A 15187-nucleotide genomic window follows, 5' to 3' on the forward strand; every position below is an offset into this window, starting at 1 on the left:
GGGCTTTACGGGGCAGTATCAGCCAACACGGGAGCGAAGCATTGGCTGGCTGCACTGAAACATTCGATGAACACCTCAGGCAAAGGTTCCCTGGGGCTGCTGACGTTGCTGCAGGGCTGCAATCACACAGGGCTGCAAACGCCCTTCGGCGATCTGCAGGTCACGGTGCAGGCCATCCACCAGGTCCACCAGCAGGCGCTGTTCCTGCAACTGGAACTCGCTGACCGTGCGCTGCAAGGTAATGCCGGCCAGGTGATCGTGAACAGTCAGCTGGCGGTTGCCGCGTTCATCGGCGAGGCTGAGTTGAGCCTGGTAAGGGGCCAGTGCTTGGTTGAGCAGTCTGCAGATTCTTTCCATCCGGAACACTCGCTGGGTGGTGGGGGTACTGAAAGCAGACCAGCGCGCGCAGCGGAAAGTTCGTCACGCCCTGGCCGTTTCAGTGAGCATGCGGTGTGTTCGTGACAGTTTGAATACCCCGCCATGGGCGCTGCAGCAGGGTTTGCAGCGCGTTTTGCAAGGCTGGCGTCGATACCGGCCATGGCAGCTCAGCCAGCACCCGCAAACCCACGCCTCGGGCTTCCTGGGCCAGGTCACGCCGCCTTGGCCCAGCGCTGCCCACAAACACCACCGGGCAGGCAGCGGGCAGTTTCTTGAGCAGGGCCAAGCCGATGCGGGTGGGCATGGCGTGATCGACGATCACTAGGTCAGGGCACCGCACGGCCGACAGACAAGCGTTAAGTTCGGCAGTGTTCTCGCTGATGCGAACCTGGAAGATGCCCTGGGCATTGAGCGCCTGGTGCAGAAGAATCTGATGCGATGGGCGTGCCTGGTGAATCAACACATGGGGCTGGTACATGAGCCGCTCCTGTTGAGAGGACCGGCTAATCTAGGCTGGACGAACGCCAGCCAGAATAGGACGCGTCTGAAACCACCCCAGGAAATACCTGAGGGTTCGGGGCTGACTGGCAGCCCCGATGCGCCGAGGGTTACAACGGCTTGCCGCGGTTGCCGTGCTGGCTGACGAAGGCCTGGACAGCCTTCAGGTCATTGGCCAGCACCGTGCAGCGCTCCTCGCGGCTGAACAGGTCGCTGAGGTGCACCGGCAGCTCCAGCGCCTTGGCGACGCCTGCCTGCTCGACAGCCTCGGGGAATTTGACCGGGTGCGCCGTGCCCAGCACCACCATCGGCGTGTCCAGGCTGCGACGGCACTCGCGGCCCGCTTTCACACCAATGGCCGTATGTGGGTCAAGTACTTCGCCGGTGCTGGCGAACACATCGGCGATGGTCTGGCAGGTCTGCTCGTCAGTCACGGCCAGCGAATCGAACAGCTTGCGCGCTTCGGTCCAGCGGTCCTGCTCCACGCTGAAACCGCCACCCTGCCTGAAGTTGGCCATCAGTTCGGCAATCGCTGCCCCGTTGCGACCGTGCAGGTCGAACAGCAGGCGCTCGAAGTTGGACGAAACCATGATGTCCATCGACGGCGACAGCGTGGCGTGCAGGGTTTCCTTGACGTACTGGTTGCCACTCATGAAGCGGTGCAGGATGTCGTTGCGGTTGGTAGCCACCACCAGTTGGCTGATCGGCAGGCCCATGTTGCGTGCCAGGTAACCCGCGAAGATGTCGCCGAAGTTGCCGGTGGGCACAGAGAACGCGACCGAACGCGCCGGGCCGCCAAGCTGCAGGGCTGCATGGAAGTAGTAGACGATCTGGGCCATGATCCGCGCCCAGTTGATCGAGTTCACAGCCACCAGGCGGGTGCCCTTGAGGAACGACTGGTCGGCGAAGCTTGCCTTGACCATTTCCTGGCAGTCGTCGAAGTTGCCTTCGATGGCGATGTTGTGAATGTTCTCGCCAAAAATGGTGGTCATCTGCCGACGTTGCACTTCGGACACACGCTGGTGCGGGTGCAGGATGAAGATGTCGACGTTGTCGCAACGGCGGCAGCCTTCGATGGCCGCAGAGCCGGTATCGCCACTGGTGGCGCCGATGATCACCACACGCTCGTTGCGCTTGGCCAGTACATGATCGAGCAGGCGGCCAAGCAGTTGCAGGGCAAAGTCCTTGAACGCCAGGGTGGGGCCGTGGAACAGCTCCAGCACCCACTCGTTGCTGTTCAGCTGGCGCAGTGGCGCCACGGCAGCGTGAGCGAACTCACCGTAGGTTTCCTCGAGGATCTTCTTGAAATCGGCGTCGGCGATGCTGCCCTGGACGAACGGGCGCATGACGCGGAAGGCCAGTTCGTGGTACGGCAGGCCGGCCCAGGAAGCGATTTCTTCCTGGGTGAAACGTGGCAGGTTCTCAGGCACATACAAGCCGCCATCGGTGGCGAGGCCTGCGAGCAGCACGTCTTCGAAGTTGAGGGCCGGTGCCTGGCCACGGGTACTGATATAGCGCATGGGGCAAACCTTTGGTTTGAGCGGCAAGTTGTGAGCTGCAAGCTGCAAGAACAAGCCGACCGGCGTTGCTCCCTAGCTCTGCTTCTCACCTTTACCGCAAATGTACTCTATTGAAGCCTCAACACCGCCCTGCTTTTACTTGCAGCTTGCAGCTTGAGGCTTGCCGCTTAGTTGAGCTGCTCGACGCGGATACGTACCACGTTACCGACGACGTCCTGAAGCGCCTCCAGGGCGACAATGGCGTCGTTGATGCGCTGCTCGACCACACCGTGGGTCAGGAGGATCATCGGCACCAGGCCGTCCTGCTCCTCGGCTTCCTTCTGCATGATCGACTCGATGTTGATACCACGCTCCGAGAGAATGCTGGCCACCTGGGCCAGTACGCCCGGGTGGTCCTTGGCCTGAATGCGCAGGTAGTAGGCGCTCTTGCAGGCTTCGATCGGCAGGATCGGGTGGGCCGACAGCGAATCTGGCTGGAAGGCCAGGTGCGGCACGCGGTTTTCCGGGTCGGACGTCATGGCACGCACCACGTCCACCAGGTCGCCGACCACCGACGAAGCGGTCGGCTCCATGCCGGCGCCGGCGCCGTAGTAGAGGGTGGACCCGGCAGCATCACCGTTCACCATCACGGCGTTCATCACACCATTGACGTTGGCGATCAGGCGGTCGGCCGGGATCAGCGTGGGGTGCACCCGCAGCTCGATGCCTTCTGCAGTGCGGCGCGCCATGCCCAGGTGCTTGATGCGGTAGCCCAAGGCTTCGGCATAGTTCACGTCGGCAGTGGTCAACTGGGTGATGCCTTCGGTGTAGGCCTTGTCGAATTGCAGCGGAATGCCGAACGCGATGGACGCCAGGATGGTCAGCTTGTGCGCGGCGTCGATCCCTTCCACATCGAAAGTGGGGTCGGCTTCGGCATAACCCAGGGCCTGGGCCTCGGCCAGCACGTCGGGGAAGGCACGGCCTTTCTCACGCATTTCTGTGAGGATGAAGTTGCCGGTGCCGTTGATGATGCCGGCCAGCCAGTTGATGCGGTTGGCCGACAGGCCTTCGCGGATGGCCTTGATCACCGGGATGCCACCCGCCACGGCGGCCTCGAAGGCCACGATCACACCGTTCTCGCGAGCCTTGGCGAAGATTTCGTTACCATGGACAGCGATCAGCGCCTTGTTGGCGGTGACCACGTGCTTGCCGTTCTCGATGGCCTTGAGCACCAGGTCACGGGCCACGGTGTAGCCGCCGATCAGTTCGATGACAATGTCGATCTCCGGGTTGCAGGCAACTTCGAACACGTCAGCGGTAATGGGGGTACCGGTAATCTGGCAGTTCGGGTTCTGCGAGCGCATGGCAATCTGTGCCACTTCAATACCGCGCCCGGCACGGCGGGCAATCTCCTCGGCGTTGCGCTGAAGTACATTGAAGGTTCCGCCACCGACGGTCCCCAACCCACAGATGCCTACTTTGACCGGTTTCACTGTGAACTCCCCATAGAACGGTCGACACCCTTGCCGACCGTGAAACATGCCGTCACCCCATGACGACGGCGCATTGAACTGAATTACTTGGCCAGTGCCAGCTTGGCCACTTGCGGTGCCGGCTGGTAGCCCGGAATGACCTGCCCGCTCTCCAGCACGATGGCTGGCGTGCCATTGACACCGATCGACTGGCCCAGCTGGAACTGCTTGCTGACCGGGTTGGCGCACTTGGCCGCCTTGATTTCCTTGCCTTCCACCATCTTGTCCATGGCCGCACGACGGTCACTGGAACACCACACGGCCTGCAGTTGCTGGTCGCCTGGCGAATTCAGCCCCTGACGCGGGAACGCCACATAGCGTACCTCGATGCCACGACGGTTCAGCTCGGGTACCTCGGCGTGCAGCTTGTGGCAATACGGGCAGGTGGTGTCGGTGAACACGGTGATGTGCGATTTGGTTTCGCCCTTGGCGGGGTAAACCACCATCTCGGCGGCCGGGATGCCATTGATGAGCTTGGCAATGCCCATGCGCTCGGTTTTCTCGGTCAGGTTGACCGGCTTACCGTCCTGGATCTGGAACAGATAGCCCTGCATCACGAACTGGCCATCGGCACTGGCATACAGCACACGGCCACCCTGCAGCTTGACTTCATACAGGCCACTGAGCGGGCTGCTGGCAACGCTTTCTACAGGCACTTCCAATTCAAGGTTTTGCAACGACTTGCGAATAGCCTGCTCGGCACCGGCATTGCTGTCGGTGGCCGCAGCAGCGGCGAAGGTGCTGGCCAGCGCCATCGCGGCGGCGGCTAAAAACTGGGTCACGCGCATGGGAACTCCTGAGGGCGGACAGGGACCGGAGGGCATCACCTGCGGGAAAACGCGGTGACCGTGCGGTCCTTGGTGCAAACCGGCCAAGCCTACCACATCACGCCCCTGTTTAAGGGCCCTGCAGGGTGCCAGCCAGCGGAACATGAAAAACATTCATCCACGGGGGTGGTGCTGGGCATGTAGCTGCTGAAGGCGTGCCTTGGCCACGTGGGTGTAGATCTGGGTGGTGGACAGGTCGCTGTGGCCGAGCAGCATCTGTACCACACGCAGGTCGGCACCGTGGTTGAGCAGGTGGGTGGCAAACGCGTGGCGCAGGGTATGGGGCGACAGCGGCTTGTCGATCCCGGCCACCCGAGCATGGTGCTTGATACGGTGCCAGAAGGTCTGGCGAGTCATCTGCTCACCGCGCAGGCTCGGGAAAAGCACATCGCTGGGCCGGCCATTGAGGAGCTCGCCGCGGCCATCGCGCAGGTAGCGCTCCAGCCACACCACCGCCTCCTCGCCCATGGGCACCAGGCGCTCCTTGTTGCCCTTGCCCATCACCCGCAGCACACCCTGGCGCAGGTTTATCTGGTCCAGGGCCAAGCTGATCAGTTCGGTCACACGCAGGCCACAGGCATACAGCACCTCAAGCATGGCCCGGTCGCGCTGGCCGATGGCCTCCCCCAGGTCGGGGGCCTGCAGCAGGGCCTCGACATCTGCCTCGGACAGAGACTTGGGCAACGGCCTGCCCAGCTGCGGCATGTCCACCTGCAGCGTCGGGTCCACGGCCACTTGCTTCTCCCGCAGCAAATACCGGTAAAAGCCACGCAGGCCAGACAGAAAGCGTGCAGTGGAGCGCGGTTTGTAGCCTTGGTCCAGGCGCCAGGCCAGGTGGTCGAGAATCAGTTCGCGCCCAGCGTCGGGCAGGCTTATGCCACGCTCCTGCAGCCAGCCGTTGAACAGGGCCAGATCGCTTCGGTAGGAAACCCGGGTGTTATCAGACAGGCCTTTTTCCAGCCACAGGGCATCGAGAAACGCGTCGATCAGGGGGTGGTCCAGGGCGGGCATTCGGGGGCTGCTGGGTTACAAAGAAGGGGCTAGTGTTTCACAGCGGCTGGCGGCTTGTCTTCACCCGTCGAGACAGGGCGCCAACAGGGTTACCAAAAGCAAAAAAGCAGCCCGAAGGCTGCTTTTTTCTCGCTAGGCGGCGTTTGCCACCGGGCAAACTGTACTCAGGACAGTTTTTCCTTGATGCGAGCGGCTTTGCCGGACAGGTCGCGCAGGTAGTACAGCTTGGCTTTACGCACGTCACCACGACGTTTCACGGCCAGGCTGTCGATTTGCGGGCTGTAGGTCTGGAAAGTACGCTCAACACCCACACCGCTGGAGATCTTGCGCACGGTGAAGGCGCTGTTCAGGCCGCGGTTGCGCTTGGCGATAACAACGCCTTCGAACGCCTGCAGACGGGAACGCTCACCTTCCTTCACTTTAACCTGGACGACAACGGTGTCGCCTGGTGCGAAGGTCGGGATTTCCTTGCTCATCTGCTCTGCTTCGAGCTGCTGGATGATCTTGTTGGTCATGCTGTGCTCCTAAGATGGATACGCGATCCACCATCGATACGTTTAACTATCGTCCCGCTCGCGGAGGTATTCCTCGAGCAGCTTCTTCTCTTCTCCAGAAAGTGAGCGACTTTCCAGAAGATCGGCGCGTCGTTCGAAGGTCCTACCAAGGGACTGCTTCATTCTCCAACGCCGGATGTGTGCATGGTTGCCACTTAGCAACACGTCGGGAACACGCTGATCCGCATACACCTCAGGCCGGGTGTAGTGCGGGCAATCCAGCAGACCGTCGGTGAAAGAATCTTCCTCCGCCGAGTCCACATGCCCTAAAGCTCCGGGCAGCAGCCGTGTAACCGCATCGATCAGTACCATGGCCGGCAGCTCGCCACCGGAAAGCACATAGTCGCCAATCGACCACTCCTCATCGACATGAGCCTCGATAAAGCGCTCGTCAATGCCTTCATAACGACCGGCGATCAGGATCAACGATTCCTGTTCGGCCAGGCCTTTGACCGCCTGCTGAGTCAGCTTGCGGCCTTGTGGCGAGAGGTAGATCACCTTCGCCGCTGCTCCGGTTGCCTGCCTGGCGTTGACCAGTGCATCTTCCAGAGGCTTGATTTTCATCACCATGCCCGGACCACCGCCAAACGGCCGATCATCTACCGTATGGTGACGATCTGTGGTGTAGTCCCGCGGGTTCCAGCAAGTCACCTGAAGCAACCCCTGTTTCACCGCGCGGCTGGTAATGCCGTACTCCGTGATGGCCGAGAACATCTCGGGGAACAACGTAATGACGTCTACGCGAAGGTTACCCATCGTCTAGAAGTCCGCGTCCCATTCAACCCGCATCACGCCTGCCTCCAGGTCGACGTTGAGCACGCATTGCGCCGTATAGGGCAACAGACGCTCGCGATCATCCAGGCTGCCTGCGCAGGGTTTGACCACCATTACATCGTTCGCACCGGTCTCCAACAGGTGATCGACCGTGCCGAACAGCTGTTCGTCCTGGTTGATGACCTTCAGACCTACCAACTGGTACCAGTAGTACTCGTCGGCAGCCAGGTTGGGCAAAAGGCTCCGCGCAATGCAGATCTCGTAACCGCTGAGAAGCCGGGCTTCATCACGATCATCGAGGCCTTTAAGCTTCACGACCAGGCCCTTTTGGGAGCCACGACCGCTGACCAGCTCGACCTGCTTTACCTTGCCTTCGTGCCGAAGCGTCCAGCCGGGATAATCCAACAGGTTTTCAATCGGATCGGTAAAGGAGTACACCTTCACCTCGCCGCGAACGCCGTGAACCGAAAAAATCTTGCCAACGACGATGAGATCGTCAGCCTTTTCTGGCGTCGCGTTCATACTGCTCAGGCGGCAGCCTTGGCAGCGTCCTTCAGCAGCTGAGCAACGCGCTCAGACGGCTGTGCGCCCTGGCTCAGCCAGTAGGTGACGCGCTCTTGGTTGACCGACAGCTTGACTTCGGCGCCCGATGCGATCGGGTTGAAGAAGCCAACGCGCTCAACGAAACGGCCGTCACGGGCGTTACGCGAGTTGGTCACGGTCAGGTGGTAGAAAGGGCGCTTTTTCGAGCCGCCACGGGCCAGACGAATGGTTACCATGTGAACATCGTTCCTATAGTCGGTGCTGCAGTTTGTACTGCAAATCTGAATGCCAAATAGGCACACGGGTGCCCAAAAGGCCGCATATTCTCAGGGAATACACGGACATTTGCAAATGCCTTTTTCGGCCTGGCTTTGCCACGCCGTCCGGATTTGCCGTTATAAGCCGCGCCTTGCGCGGCCGTTGCCCCCGCCACGGCGGGGGTTCTGGGCGCCTGCCCGATGAGGGGCAGGCGCTCTGAACAGGGTTTACAGCTTCGGCATGCCGCCGCCCGGCAGCATGCCGCCCAGGCCGCGCATCATCTTGGCCATACCGCCCTTGGCGGAAAATTTCTTCATCATCTTCTGCATTTGCTTGTGCTGCTTGATCAGGCGGCCGATGTCTTGCACCTGGGTGCCGGAACCCAGCGCGATGCGGCGCTTGCGCGAACCACTGATCAGGTCGGGGTCACGACGCTCGGCAGGGGTCATGGAGTTGATGATCGCCTCCATCTGCTTGAACTGCTTCTCGGCCGCCCCTTGAGCACCGCCCATCTGCGACAGGTTGACGCCACCGATGCTCGGCAGCTTGTCCATCAGGCCACCCAGGCCGCCCATGTTCTTCATCTGTTGCAGTTGGTCGCGGAAGTCTTCGAGGTCGAAGCCCTTGCCCTTCTTCAACTTCTTGGCCAGCTTGTCGGCCTTGGCCTTGTCGATGGTCTGTTCGGCCTGCTCGATCAGGCTGAGCACGTCGCCCATGCCGAGGATGCGCGAAGCCACACGGTCTGGGTGGAACGGTTCAAGCGCTTCGCTCTTCTCGCCCATACCGATGAACTTGATCGGCTTGCCGGTGATGGCGCGCACCGACAGCGCCGCACCACCGCGGGCATCGCCGTCCACCTTGGTCAGTACAACACCGGTCAGCGGCAGTGCTTCGCCGAAGGCCTTGGCGGTGTTGGCGGCGTCCTGGCCGGTCATGGCGTCGACCACGAACAGGGTCTCGATCGGCTTCACTGCAGCGTGCAGGGCCTTGATCTCGTCCATCATGTCGGCGTCGATGTGCAGCCGGCCGGCGGTATCGACGATGACCACGTCGATGAACTTCAGCTTGGCTTCACGGATGGCCGCTTCGGCGATGGCCACCGGCTTCTGGCTGATATCGGAGGGGAAGAAGGTAACCCCGATGTCATTGGCCAGGGTTTCGAGCTGCTTGATCGCTGCCGGGCGGTAAACGTCGGCAGACACCACCATCACGCTCTTCTTCTTGCGCTCCTTGAGGAAACGCGCCAGCTTGCCGGCGGTGGTGGTCTTGCCCGCGCCCTGCAGGCCAGCCATGAGCACCACGGCGGGCGGGGCCGCATTGAGCGCGAGGTCTTCGTTGGCCGCTCCCATCAGGCTTTCGAGTTCGGCCTGAACGATCTTGACGAAGGCCTGCCCCGGGGTAAGGCTACGCGACACCTCGGTGCCGACCGCGCGTTCCTTGACGCTGTTGACGAAATCCTTCACCACCGGCAGGGCAACGTCGGCCTCGAGCAGGGCCATGCGCACTTCGCGCAGCGTGTCCTTGATGTTGTCTTCGGTCAGCTTGGCCTTGCCGGTAACATGGCGCAGCGTCTGTGACAGGCGGTCGGTCAGGTTTTCGAACATGGTGATCCTTTCAGGCCCAGTAGAAGCCGAGGTTTGTCAGGCGCCGGGGGAGCAAATACAGACCCGCCAGGCGCAGCAAGGCGGGGATTATAGCGAAGTGCAGCGCCGCCGCCCACCTCGCCAGCAGCAGCAAGCTTTAAGCTGCAAGCTGCAAGCAAGAGCCAATGCGCGTGAGGGCTGCTTTTTCTTGCAGCTTGTAGCTCAAAGCTTGCAGCTCAAAGGTGCAGCTTGCAGCGCGCTATGCCAAACTCTGTCTCTTTAGGGCTCGCCAACCAGGACTTATGTTCTCCTCTCCCAGCCTCATCCCCAACCTGATCGCTGCCGTGCTGTACACCGTTGCGGCCATCTACCAGGGCTCGGCCCTGGCCAAGGGCCGCAAGGCCGACAAACGCCTACCTGCACTGTTGGGCACAATTGCGGTGCTCGCCCAGGGCGGCGCGCTGTTCTTCCAGCTGATCACGCCGCTGGGCCTGAGCCTGGACTTCTTCAGCGCAGCCAGCCTGATCGCAGTGGCGGTCATCGCCCTGACTTTGCTGGCCTGCATCAGCATCCCCGTGGAAAACCTCCTGGTGCTGCTGTTCCCCCTGGGGGCTGTGACCGCGCTGCTGGCGCAATTCGCGCCACCCGGCACGGTGCCGCTGATCGACGAAGAACCCGGCATTCTTGCGCATATCCTGCTGTCGATCCTGGCGTATGGGCTGTTCACCATCGCGGTGTTCCAGTCGCTGCTGCTGCTGGTGCAGGACCGCCAGCTGAAAAACAAGCACCCGTCCGGGCTGATTCGCAACTTCCCGCCCCTGCAGACCATGGAAAGCCTGCTGTTCGGCTTTCTCTGGGCAGGCTGGTGCCTGCTGTCGCTGTCGCTGATTTCTGGCTGGCTGTTCCTGGACAACCTGTTCGCCCAGCACTTGGTGCACAAGACGCTGCTGGCCTGCGTGGCCTGGGTGGTTTTCAGTGTGCTGCTGTGGGGCAGAACCCGCCTGGGCTGGCGTGGCCACAAGGCCATTCGCTGGACGCTGGCAGGTTTCTGCCTGCTGATGCTGGCCTATTTCGGCAGCAAGCTGGTCCGTGAATTCATCCTGCACATCTGACGGCCACCCATGAACATCCTGCCGTACGCACCGCTACTCGGCACTTCGGCACTGGCGCTGCTGTGGTCCGCCCTGTTCACTGCCGTCGAGGCCGCCCGCACACACCCGGCCACACAGCAGGCCGAGGGGGACGGGCAGCCCGCCCTGCCCGGCCCGGCGCTGGTGTTGTGCGCCAGCCTGGGCAAGCTGCTGGTGCTCGCCCTTGCCTGCCTGATCGGCCTGCGCGAGGGCGGTGACGATGGCTTCTGGCTGGCAGGCCTGGCTGCCGCCGCTGCCCTGCTGGTGTTCGCCGAATACCTGCCGCGCCGGCTTGCCCGCCGCAACCCGCAGGCGTTCGTGAGCCTGGGTGCCAGCCTGCTGCAGATGCCACTGGCGGTGCTACAGCCACTGGCCTGGCTACTCGATGGCTGCGCAAAGCTGTTGCTGCGCCCGTTCCGCCTGCAACCCGCCGCCGTGGCGCTGCACCCGCAGCACGCGGCCCCCTTCGATGAAGACGACGAACACGACGCACCTCGCCGGGGCCTGCTGGACGGCATGCAGTCACTGGACAAGATCACCGTCAACGACATCCTGGTACCGCGCAACGAGGTAGACGGCATCAACCTTGATGACCCGATCGAACGTATCAGCGAACAACTGATTGTCAGCCGTCACACCCGCCTGCCGGTCTATCACAACGATATCAACCAGGTCGAGGCCGTCCTCAATACCAAGCTGATCAGCCACCTGCTGCCTCACGGTAGCCTGACCCTGCAAGCGCTGCGTGACGCCTGCTACGAGCCGTACTTCGTCCCCGAAAGCACGCCCCTGAACCTGCAACTGCTCAACTTCCACAAGCAGCAACGGCGCTTGGGCGTGGTGGTGGACGAGTACGGCGAGGTGCTGGGCATCGTCACCCTGGAAGACATCCTTGAAGAGATCGTCGGTGAGTTCGAAGACGAGCAGAGCCTGGACAACCCCCATGTGCACAAACAGGCCGACGGCACCTGCGTGATCGACGGCGTAGCCTCCCTGCGCGAGATCAACCGCACCCTGGGTTGGCACCTGCCCTGCGATGGCGGGCCGAAAACCCTCAACGGGCTGGTCACCGAAGCCCTGGAAAGCATACCGGCCAGCGCGGTGTGCCTGAAAATCGGCCGCTACCGCCTGGAAATCCTCGAAACAGAAGACAACTGCGCCAGCAAGGTACTGGTATGGACCGTGACCCGGTAGCTATACTGCGGTCACGCTTACCCAGCCCCGCCGTCCCGCCTGCTACCCGCACCCGGTGGTTCACGGCCAGCCCGCCTGACTGAATACGCCCAGCGGTTCTGCTTCAACACCCCGAACAGTGCCCGCCCCGCCCCCACCCCCTGGCCCATCGTCAGTCTGGCGCAGACAACAACAAAACGCTCCGGCGCTTATCGCCCGCGCCTTCGCCAAACCCGCAGGCGCACGCAACGCTGATGGCGCCCGGCCAGACTGTCAGGGACTCACGCATGACTACCAGCAGCACCTATGCCCAGGCGCCCAGTGCGCCGGTCAACTCCCCCGCACGGGTGGCCACCGCAAGCTTCATCGGCACCGCCATCGAGTTCTACGATTTTTACGTCTACGCCACGGCTGCGGCCCTGGTGATCGGCCCAGTGTTCTTCCCGCCCGGCTCCGGCACGGCGCAGATGCTGGCGGCGTTTCTTACCTTCGGCATCGCTTTCCTGGCGCGGCCGTTAGGCTCGGCGCTGTTCGGCCACTTTGGCGACCGTATCGGCCGCAAGTCGACCCTGGTCGCCTCGCTGCTGCTGATGGGTGTGTCCACCACCGCCATCGGCATCTTGCCGGGCTATGACAGCATTGGCGTGTGGGCGCCGATCATTCTCTGCCTGCTGCGCTTCGGGCAGGGCCTGGGCCTGGGTGGGGAATGGGGTGGTGCCGCGCTGCTGGCCACGGAAAACGCGCCGCCGGGCAAACGCGCCTGGTTCGGCATGTTCCCGCAGCTGGGGCCATCGATCGGTTTCCTGGCCGCCAATGGCCTGTTCCTGACCCTGGCCCTGTTGCTCAGCGACGAGCAGTTCCGCGAGTGGGGCTGGCGCATCCCGTTCCTGCTCAGCGCCGCGCTGGTGTTGGTGGGGCTGTACGTGAGGCTGAAGCTTGAGGAGAGCCCAGTGTTTGCCAAGGCCGTGGCGCGCCATGAACGGGTGAAAATGCCAGTGGTGGACCTGTTCTCCAAATACTGGATGCCCACCTTGCTGGGCGCTGCGGCCATGGTGGTGTGCTACGCGCTGTTCTACATCTCGACCGTGTTCTCGCTGAGCTACGGCGTCACCACCCTGGGCTACAGCCGCGAAACCTTCCTGGGCCTGTTGTGCTTCGCCGTGGTGTTCATGGCCCTGGCCACACCGCTGTCGGCATGGCTCAGCGACCGATACGGGCGCAAACCGGTGCTGATTGTCGGTGGCTTGCTGGCCGTGGCATCCGGTTTTGCCATGGAACCGCTGCTGACCTCCGGCTCCACCGCCGGGGTGGCGCTGTTCCTGGCCATCGAGCTGTTCCTGATGGGGGTCACCTTCGCGCCCATGGGGGCTTTGCTGCCGGAACTGTTCCCCACCCACGTGCGCTATACCGGTGCTTCGGCAGCCTACAACCTGGGCGGTATCGTCGGCGCCTCGGCAGCACCGTTCTTCGCCCAGAAGCTGGTCAGCATGGGCGGTTTGAGCTGGGTAGGGGGGTATGTGTCGGCCGCAGCAGTCATCAGCCTGATCGCCGTGCTGTGCCTGAAAGAAACCCGCGACAGCGAGCTGTAAGCGCAGGGCTGCAAGGGGCATAAGCCCCTTGCAGCTACCTGCTCAGAACTCGACCTTGACTGCCTGGGAGGCGCGGGTTGCCTTGGCCCGGGCCGCTTCGACCGACTCGTCGCGCGCCAGGCATACGCCCATGCGGCGCGTACCGTTGATTTCCGGCTTGCCGAACAGGCGGATCGCGGTGTCCGGCTCGCTCAGCGCGGCGCCCAGGTTGGCGAAGCTGGTCTGCTGGGACTGCCCCTCGGGCAGGATCACCGCCGAGGCAGACGGCCCGAACTGGCGCACCACCGGGATCGGCAAGCCGAGAATGGCACGGGCATGCAGGGCGAACTGCGACAAGTCCTGTGAAATCAGCGTGACCAGGCCGGTGTCGTGAGGGCGCGGCGACACCTCACTGAACCACACCTGGTCGCCTTTTACGAACAGCTCCACGCCAAACAGGCCGCGCCCGCCCAAGGCATCGGTGACCGCCTTGGCCACCCGCTGCGACTCTGCAAGTGCCTTGGGGCTCATGGCCTGCGGCTGCCAGGACTCCTGATAGTCGCCCTTCTCCTGGCGATGGCCCACCGGTTCCAGGAAGGTGGTGCCGCCCACGTGCCGCACGGTCAGCAGGGTGATTTCGTAGTCGAAGTCGATGAAGCCTTCCACGATCACGCGCCCCTTGCCAGCACGGCCGCCCTCCTGGGCATAGGCCCATGAAGCCTGCAGGTCGGCGTCGCTGCGCAGCAGGCTCTGGCCTTTGCCCGACGAGCTCATCACCGGCTTGACCACGCAGGGGTAGCCCACGTCGGCCACGGCCTCGGCGTAGGCTTCGAAGGTGTCGGCGAAGTGGTAGGGCGAGGTCGGCAGGTCCAGGTCTTCTGCCGCCAGGCGGCGGATGCCTTCACGGTTCATGGTCAGCTGGGTGGCACGGGCGGTGGGCACCACGTTGAAGCCTTCATTCTCCAGCTCGACCAGGGTAGCGGTGGCGATGGCCTCGATTTCCGGAACGATGTAGTGCGGCTTCTCGGCCTCGATCACCGCACGCAGGGCCACGCCATCGAGCATGTTGACCACGTGGCTGCGGTGGGCCACCTGCATGGCCGGGGCATTGGCGTAACGATCGACGGCGATCACTTCCACGCCCAGGCGCTGAAGCTCGATCACCACTTCCTTGCCCAGTTCGCCACAGCCGCACAGCAGTACACGGGTCGCGGTAGGCGACAAGGGGGTTCCGATACGGGTCATTTCAGGTCCTCGCAGGCATCCGGGGCCACGCCATGCCAGGCGCCACCCGCTGAAAAAGGACCGATATTCTACACCATCAGCCCGCCACAGCGGCCCGCCGGGCGCGAAATGCCATGGCCAACCACACCGCCGTGACCCCGGCGAACTTGGATGCCATGGCCGTACCGACCACAGCCGGGGTGAGCGCCCCGATCATGCCGAAGAAGATGAACGTGTCCACCGGGATGCTCAGCGCGGAGCTTAGCCACAGGCGATCGCGCAGGGGCCGGCGGGTGACACTGAACACCAGCCAGTCGATCAGCTCGGAAACGAAGAACGCCGTCGCGCTGGCCAGCGCGATGGCCGGCTCGGACGTAGCGTACGACAGTACCAATGCGGCCAGCATGGCCAGTAGCGCACCATGGCCGAAGCGGGTCTGCACCATGTCGCGCAGGATGAACACCAGCCCACCCCAGGCAGACCAGATGACGTCCAGGTTCGGGGCGCTGGAAAAGGCATAGTTGATCAGCACGACGCTGCTGATGTAGGCGATCAGATAAAGCATGGCGAGTCATCGGTGGGCAAGCCGCACAGAGTACCGCTGGCTTCTTCGCGGGTAAACCCGCTCCCACAGA

16 protein-coding genes are annotated in these 15187 nt (G+C 62.8%); 3 read left to right on the forward strand and 13 right to left on the reverse strand.

Annotated elements, in window-relative coordinates:
* Positions 1-75: 75 nt before the first annotated feature.
* The 11 genes from APH25_RS10130 to ffh form a co-directional block, all read right to left on the reverse strand.
* Positions 76-357 (reverse strand): DUF3509 domain-containing protein, encoded by a 282-nt coding sequence (locus APH25_RS10130; protein WP_028634852.1) that lies wholly within the window; start codon positions 355-357, stop codon positions 76-78.
* A 79-nt stretch (positions 358-436) separates the two neighbouring features.
* A complete protein-coding gene (locus APH25_RS10135; protein WP_060481813.1) occupies positions 437-856 on the reverse strand; it encodes a response regulator in 420 nt (139 codons plus the stop codon).
* Between the two features lie 130 nt (positions 857-986).
* Complete coding sequence (gene thrC / locus APH25_RS10140) at positions 987-2396, reverse strand: threonine synthase (RefSeq protein WP_060481814.1); 1410 nt, start codon at positions 2394-2396, stop codon at positions 987-989.
* A gap of 167 nt (positions 2397-2563) precedes the next feature.
* Positions 2564-3868, reverse strand: a complete 1305-nt coding sequence (locus APH25_RS10145) for a homoserine dehydrogenase (RefSeq protein WP_028634849.1) — start codon at positions 3866-3868, stop codon at positions 2564-2566.
* Positions 3869-3951: 83 nt separating this feature from the next.
* Positions 3952-4695 (reverse strand): thioredoxin fold domain-containing protein, encoded by a 744-nt coding sequence (locus APH25_RS10150; RefSeq protein WP_060481815.1) that lies wholly within the window; start codon positions 4693-4695, stop codon positions 3952-3954.
* A gap of 153 nt (positions 4696-4848) precedes the next feature.
* The gene (xerD, locus tag APH25_RS10155) at positions 4849-5745 is read right to left on the reverse strand and encodes a site-specific tyrosine recombinase XerD (protein ID WP_028634847.1); all 897 of its coding nucleotides are present in this window, start codon (positions 5743-5745) and stop codon (positions 4849-4851) included.
* Between the two features lie 164 nt (positions 5746-5909).
* Complete coding sequence (gene rplS / locus APH25_RS10160) at positions 5910-6260, reverse strand: 50S ribosomal protein L19 (protein WP_003252148.1); 351 nt, start codon at positions 6258-6260, stop codon at positions 5910-5912.
* Between the two features lie 42 nt (positions 6261-6302).
* The gene (gene trmD, locus APH25_RS10165) at positions 6303-7055 is read right to left on the reverse strand and encodes a tRNA (guanosine(37)-N1)-methyltransferase TrmD (RefSeq protein WP_028634846.1); all 753 of its coding nucleotides are present in this window, start codon (positions 7053-7055) and stop codon (positions 6303-6305) included.
* A 3-nt stretch (positions 7056-7058) separates the two neighbouring features.
* Positions 7059-7595, reverse strand: coding sequence for a ribosome maturation factor RimM (rimM, locus tag APH25_RS10170; protein ID WP_028634845.1), 537 nt, complete (start codon positions 7593-7595; stop codon positions 7059-7061).
* A gap of 5 nt (positions 7596-7600) precedes the next feature.
* Entirely contained in the window at positions 7601-7852 is a 252-nt protein-coding gene (gene rpsP, locus APH25_RS10175; protein ID WP_008094480.1) for a 30S ribosomal protein S16, read from the reverse strand.
* Between the two features lie 249 nt (positions 7853-8101).
* Positions 8102-9478 carry a signal recognition particle protein gene (gene ffh, locus APH25_RS10180; RefSeq protein WP_028634844.1) on the reverse strand — a complete coding sequence of 459 codons (1377 nt, stop codon included), beginning with the start codon at positions 9476-9478 and terminating at the stop codon, positions 8102-8104.
* 281 nt (positions 9479-9759) lie between these two features.
* Between ffh and APH25_RS10185 the strand changes: the two genes are divergently transcribed.
* The 3 genes from APH25_RS10185 to APH25_RS10195 all read left to right on the forward strand — a co-directional run bounded on the left by APH25_RS10185 (position 9760) and on the right by APH25_RS10195 (position 13349).
* Complete coding sequence (locus tag APH25_RS10185; RefSeq protein WP_028634843.1) at positions 9760-10569, forward strand: inner membrane protein YpjD; 810 nt, start codon at positions 9760-9762, stop codon at positions 10567-10569.
* A 9-nt stretch (positions 10570-10578) separates the two neighbouring features.
* Positions 10579-11781, forward strand: coding sequence for a transporter associated domain-containing protein (locus APH25_RS10190; protein ID WP_060481816.1), 1203 nt, complete (start codon positions 10579-10581; stop codon positions 11779-11781).
* Positions 11782-12047: 266 nt separating this feature from the next.
* Complete coding sequence (locus APH25_RS10195) at positions 12048-13349, forward strand: MFS transporter (protein WP_060481817.1); 1302 nt, start codon at positions 12048-12050, stop codon at positions 13347-13349.
* Between the two features lie 42 nt (positions 13350-13391).
* On the opposite strand, the gene purT is transcribed toward APH25_RS10195, so the two are convergent.
* Positions 13392-14573 carry a formate-dependent phosphoribosylglycinamide formyltransferase gene (purT, locus tag APH25_RS10200; RefSeq protein WP_028634840.1) on the reverse strand — a complete coding sequence of 394 codons (1182 nt, stop codon included), beginning with the start codon at positions 14571-14573 and terminating at the stop codon, positions 13392-13394.
* 76 nt (positions 14574-14649) lie between these two features.
* On the reverse strand, positions 14650-15117 hold the full coding sequence (locus tag APH25_RS10205; RefSeq protein WP_028634839.1) for a VUT family protein: 468 nt from the start codon (positions 15115-15117) through the stop codon (positions 14650-14652).
* Positions 15118-15187 lie beyond the last annotated feature (70 nt).

It is taken from the genome of Pseudomonas sp. NBRC 111119 (genome assembly GCF_001320125.1).
In the GTDB taxonomy this organism is placed as follows: domain Bacteria; phylum Pseudomonadota; class Gammaproteobacteria; order Pseudomonadales; family Pseudomonadaceae; genus Aquipseudomonas; species Aquipseudomonas parafulva.

Coding starts and splice junctions, on each gene's coding strand:
- ffh (WP_028634844.1), bottom strand. CDS start 9,478: ATGTTCGAAAACCTGACCGACCGCCTGTCACAGACGCTGCGCCATGTT.
- APH25_RS10150 (WP_060481815.1), bottom strand. CDS start 4,695: ATGCGCGTGACCCAGTTTTTAGCCGCCGCCGCGATGGCGCTGGCCAGC.
- APH25_RS10135 (WP_060481813.1), bottom strand. CDS start 856: ATGTACCAGCCCCATGTGTTGATTCACCAGGCACGCCCATCGCATCAG.
- trmD (WP_028634846.1), bottom strand. CDS start 7,055: ATGGGTAACCTTCGCGTAGACGTCATTACGTTGTTCCCCGAGATGTTC.
- xerD (WP_028634847.1), bottom strand. CDS start 5,745: ATGCCCGCCCTGGACCACCCCCTGATCGACGCGTTTCTCGATGCCCTG.
- APH25_RS10195 (WP_060481817.1), top strand. CDS start 12,048: ATGACTACCAGCAGCACCTATGCCCAGGCGCCCAGTGCGCCGGTCAAC.
- rpsP (WP_008094480.1), bottom strand. CDS start 7,852: ATGGTAACCATTCGTCTGGCCCGTGGCGGCTCGAAAAAGCGCCCTTTC.
- purT (WP_028634840.1), bottom strand. CDS start 14,573: ATGACCCGTATCGGAACCCCCTTGTCGCCTACCGCGACCCGTGTACTG.
- APH25_RS10130 (WP_028634852.1), bottom strand. CDS start 357: ATGGAAAGAATCTGCAGACTGCTCAACCAAGCACTGGCCCCTTACCAG.
- rimM (WP_028634845.1), bottom strand. CDS start 7,595: ATGAACGCGACGCCAGAAAAGGCTGACGATCTCATCGTCGTTGGCAAG.
- thrC (WP_060481814.1), bottom strand. CDS start 2,396: ATGCGCTATATCAGTACCCGTGGCCAGGCACCGGCCCTCAACTTCGAA.
- APH25_RS10205 (WP_028634839.1), bottom strand. CDS start 15,117: ATGCTTTATCTGATCGCCTACATCAGCAGCGTCGTGCTGATCAACTAT.
- APH25_RS10190 (WP_060481816.1), top strand. CDS start 10,579: ATGAACATCCTGCCGTACGCACCGCTACTCGGCACTTCGGCACTGGCG.
- APH25_RS10185 (WP_028634843.1), top strand. CDS start 9,760: ATGTTCTCCTCTCCCAGCCTCATCCCCAACCTGATCGCTGCCGTGCTG.
- rplS (WP_003252148.1), bottom strand. CDS start 6,260: ATGACCAACAAGATCATCCAGCAGCTCGAAGCAGAGCAGATGAGCAAG.